A 3127-nucleotide genomic window follows, 5' to 3' on the forward strand; every position below is an offset into this window, starting at 1 on the left:
CGGTGCGGCGTTACCGCCTGAGCCGGAGCTGCCCCCGCAACTGTCAGCGGCGAGCCGACGTCATCAGGCCACTGGGAGCAATCCTGGGAAGGCGGACTGAGGCAATGACCCGCAAGCCAGGAGACCTGCCGCGAACAACCAAACGTCCCTGGGCGGGGTGTCCCGGTGGGTCGCTTGCTTCCGTGCGTACGGCGCTCCGTACGACTCTTGCATGCGCCTGCCTGACCCCCGGCCCGCAATTCGACCCGCGGGGTGCCGATGCCTGTTTCCGACCAGACCAACCTTCCTCGAGCGATCATCAAGCGGAGCGGCGCTGAAGCGGCGTTCGACAGTGCCAAGATCCGATCCGCGATCGCGCGTGCCGGACAGGCCACGGGGGCGTTCGGCGAACTCGAAGCGGGTCTTCTCACCAGTCAATCGGTCAAGGTCATTGCGCACCGGTTCGCCGGAGCCGTGCCGCAGATCGAGCAGGTGCAGGATATCGTCGAGCAGGTGCTGATCTCGGCGAACCATCTGACCACCGCGCGGGCCTACATCGTCTATCGCGAAAAGCGCAGTCAGGCGCGCAACGACCGCAAAGTCGCCGTCGATGCGATCGCGTCGATCAACGAATATCTCGATCGCACCGACTGGCGGGTCAACGCCAACGCCAACCAGGGCTATTCGCTCGGCGGCCTGATCCTCAATCTGTCCGGCAAGGTGGTCGCCAACTACTGGCTGTCGCACGTCTATCCGCCGGAGGTCGGCCGCGCCCATCGCGACGGCGACCTGCATATTCACGACCTCGACATGCTGTCCGGCTACTGCGCCGGCTGGTCGCTGCGCATGTTGCTCACCGAGGGCTTGAACGGCGTGCCCGGCAAGGTCGAGGCCAGCCCGCCGAAGCATCTGTCGAGCGCGATCGGACAGATCGTCAATTTTCTCGGCACGCTGCAGAACGAATGGGCCGGCGCCCAGGCGTTCAGTTCGTTCGACACCTACCTCGCGCCATTCCTGCGCAAGGACAGGCTGAGCTACGCCGACGTGCTGCAGGGCATCCAGGAACTGGTCTACAACCTCAACGTCCCGTCACGCTGGGGCACGCAGACGCCGTTCACCAACCTCACCTTCGACTGGACCTGTCCGGAGGATCTGCGCGACGAGGTGCCGGTGATCGGCGGCGAGGAGATGGACTTCACCTACGGTGAGCTTCAGCCCGAAATGGACATGATCAACCGCGCCTACATGGAGATCATGACCAAGGGCGACGCCAAAGGACGCGTCTTCACCTTCCCGATCCCGACCTACAACATCACGCCGGATTTTCCCTGGGACAGCGAGAACGCGACGCGGCTGTTCGAGATGACCGCGAAATACGGCCTGCCCTACTTCCAGAACTTCCTCAACTCCGAACTGAAGCCGCACATGATCCGCTCGATGTGTTGCCGGCTGCAGCTCGATCTCACCGAACTCCTGAAACGCGGCAACGGCCTGTTCGGAAGCGCGGAGCAGACCGGCTCGATCGGCGTGGTGACGATCAACTGCGCGCGGCTCGGTCATCTGCACCGCGGCGACGAAGCGGGGCTGCTGCGCGCGCTCGATGCCCTGCTCGACATCGCCCGCACCAGCCTCGAGATCAAACGCAAGGTGGTGCAGCGCTACATGGACGACGGGCTGTTTCCCTATTCGAAGCGCTATCTCGGCACGCTGCGCAACCATTTCTCGACCGTCGGCATCAACGGCGTCAACGAAATGATCCGCAACTTCACCGCGGACTGCGAGACCATCGCGACGCCGTGGGGGCACGGCTTCGCCGTCCGTGTCCTCGACCATGTGCGCGCCAGGATCGTCGCGTTCCAGGAGCAGACCGGCAATCTGTACAATCTCGAGGCCACGCCGGCTGAAGGCACGACCTATCGGTTCGCCAAGGAAGACCGCAAGCGCTTCCCCGGCATCCTGCAGGCCGGCACCGAGGACAATCCGTACTACACCAACTCAAGTCAGCTTCCGGTCGGCTTCACCGACGATCCGTTCGAGGCGCTGGAACGCCAGGACGATCTGCAGCGCAAATACACCGGAGGCACGGTGCTGCATCTCTACATGGGATCGAAGCTGTCGTCCGGCGAGGCTTGCAAGAAGCTGGTGCGACGCGCGCTGGAGAACTTCCGGCTGCCTTACGTCACGGTGACCCCGACCTTCTCGATCTGTCCAACCCACGGCTACATCGAAGGCGAACACGCCTTCTGCCCGAAATGCGACGCCGAACGCCTCGCGGCCAAGCGGCTCGCCGCTAATCACTGACCAGAAGGAATAGAGAGATGAACGCACACGTCACCATCCCCACCACTCCCACCGAAGCCATCGAGCTGACCGATGCCGAGCGCCAACCCTGCGAGATCTGGACCCGGGTGATGGGCTATCACCGTCCCGTCGCCTCGTTCAACCGCGGCAAGATCGGCGAATTCAATGACCGCAAGTACTTCACCGAAGCCCGCGCCAAGCTCGGCTGAGCTGCGGATCGGCGGTCTCGTCCGGCTGTCGACCTGCGACTGGCCGGGCGAGCTGGTCGCGACCGTGTTCTGCCAAGGCTGTCCCTGGCAGTGCGGCTACTGCCACAACCCGCATCTGCTGCCGGCCCGCGGGCCGGATCAACTGGCGTGGCAGGACGTGTTCGCATTCCTGGAGACAAGGCGCGGGCTGCTCGACGGAGTGGTGTTCTCCGGCGGCGAGCCGACGCTGCAGTCGGATCTTCCGCTGGCGATCGCGGCCGTGCGCTCGCTCGGCTTTCGCATCGGACTGCACACTGCGGGGCCTTATCCTGAACGCCTCGCACGCGTCCTGCCGCTGCTCGACTGGATCGGCTTCGACGTCAAAGCGCCGTTCGCCGAGTACGATCGGATCACCGGCGTCGCCGGCAGCGGCGACGGCGCGCGCGCCAGCCTTGCGCTTGTGCTCGGCAGCGGGGTGAGTTGCGACCTGCGCACGACCGTTCACCCGGATCTGCTTGAAGCGTCCGCGCTGGAACGGCTGTCTGCCGATCTCGGCTCCCTGGGCGCCGGACGCACGCGCGTACAGCCGTTCCGCTCCGTCGCCTCCTGACTCAGGCACCGTCCACAGCGAACATCCGCCCAAAGTCGACACAACGGAT

General features: G+C 64.7%; 3 protein-coding genes and 1 riboswitch. All 3 genes read left to right on the top strand.

Going from position 1 to position 3127, the window contains the following annotated elements:
* Window positions 1-147: riboswitch (cobalamin riboswitch) on the top strand. This riboswitch is flagged as partial in the annotation.
* Window positions 148-258: 111 nt separating this feature from the next.
* From DU475_RS23485 to DU475_RS23495, 3 genes are read left to right on the top strand one after another with little or no spacing between them, the layout of a single operon-like run.
* Complete coding sequence (locus DU475_RS23485; protein ID WP_164633482.1) at window positions 259-2280, top strand: ribonucleoside triphosphate reductase; 2022 nt, start codon at window positions 259-261, stop codon at window positions 2278-2280.
* Window positions 2281-2297: 17 nt separating this feature from the next.
* Complete coding sequence (gene nrdD, locus DU475_RS24490; protein ID WP_142882566.1) at window positions 2298-2489, top strand: anaerobic ribonucleoside-triphosphate reductase; 192 nt, start codon at window positions 2298-2300, stop codon at window positions 2487-2489.
* On the top strand, window positions 2446-3078 hold the full coding sequence (locus DU475_RS23495; protein ID WP_142882565.1) for an anaerobic ribonucleoside-triphosphate reductase activating protein: 633 nt from the start codon (window positions 2446-2448) through the stop codon (window positions 3076-3078). The genes nrdD and DU475_RS23495 overlap by 44 nt, the downstream gene beginning before the upstream one ends.
* Window positions 3079-3127: the final 49 nt, after the last annotated feature.

The sequence above is a fragment of the Rhodopseudomonas sp. WA056 genome (assembly GCF_010906995.1).
In the GTDB taxonomy this organism is placed as follows: domain Bacteria; phylum Pseudomonadota; class Alphaproteobacteria; order Rhizobiales; family Xanthobacteraceae; genus Rhodopseudomonas; species Rhodopseudomonas palustris_G.

Excerpts from the sequence above, each read along its gene's own strand:
- DU475_RS23485 (WP_164633482.1), top strand. The coding sequence starts at position 259 with ATGCCTGTTTCCGACCAGACCAACCTTCCTCGAGCGATCATCAAGCGG.
- nrdD (WP_142882566.1), top strand. The coding sequence starts at position 2,298 with ATGAACGCACACGTCACCATCCCCACCACTCCCACCGAAGCCATCGAG.
- DU475_RS23495 (WP_142882565.1), top strand. The coding sequence starts at position 2,446 with ATGACCGCAAGTACTTCACCGAAGCCCGCGCCAAGCTCGGCTGAGCTG.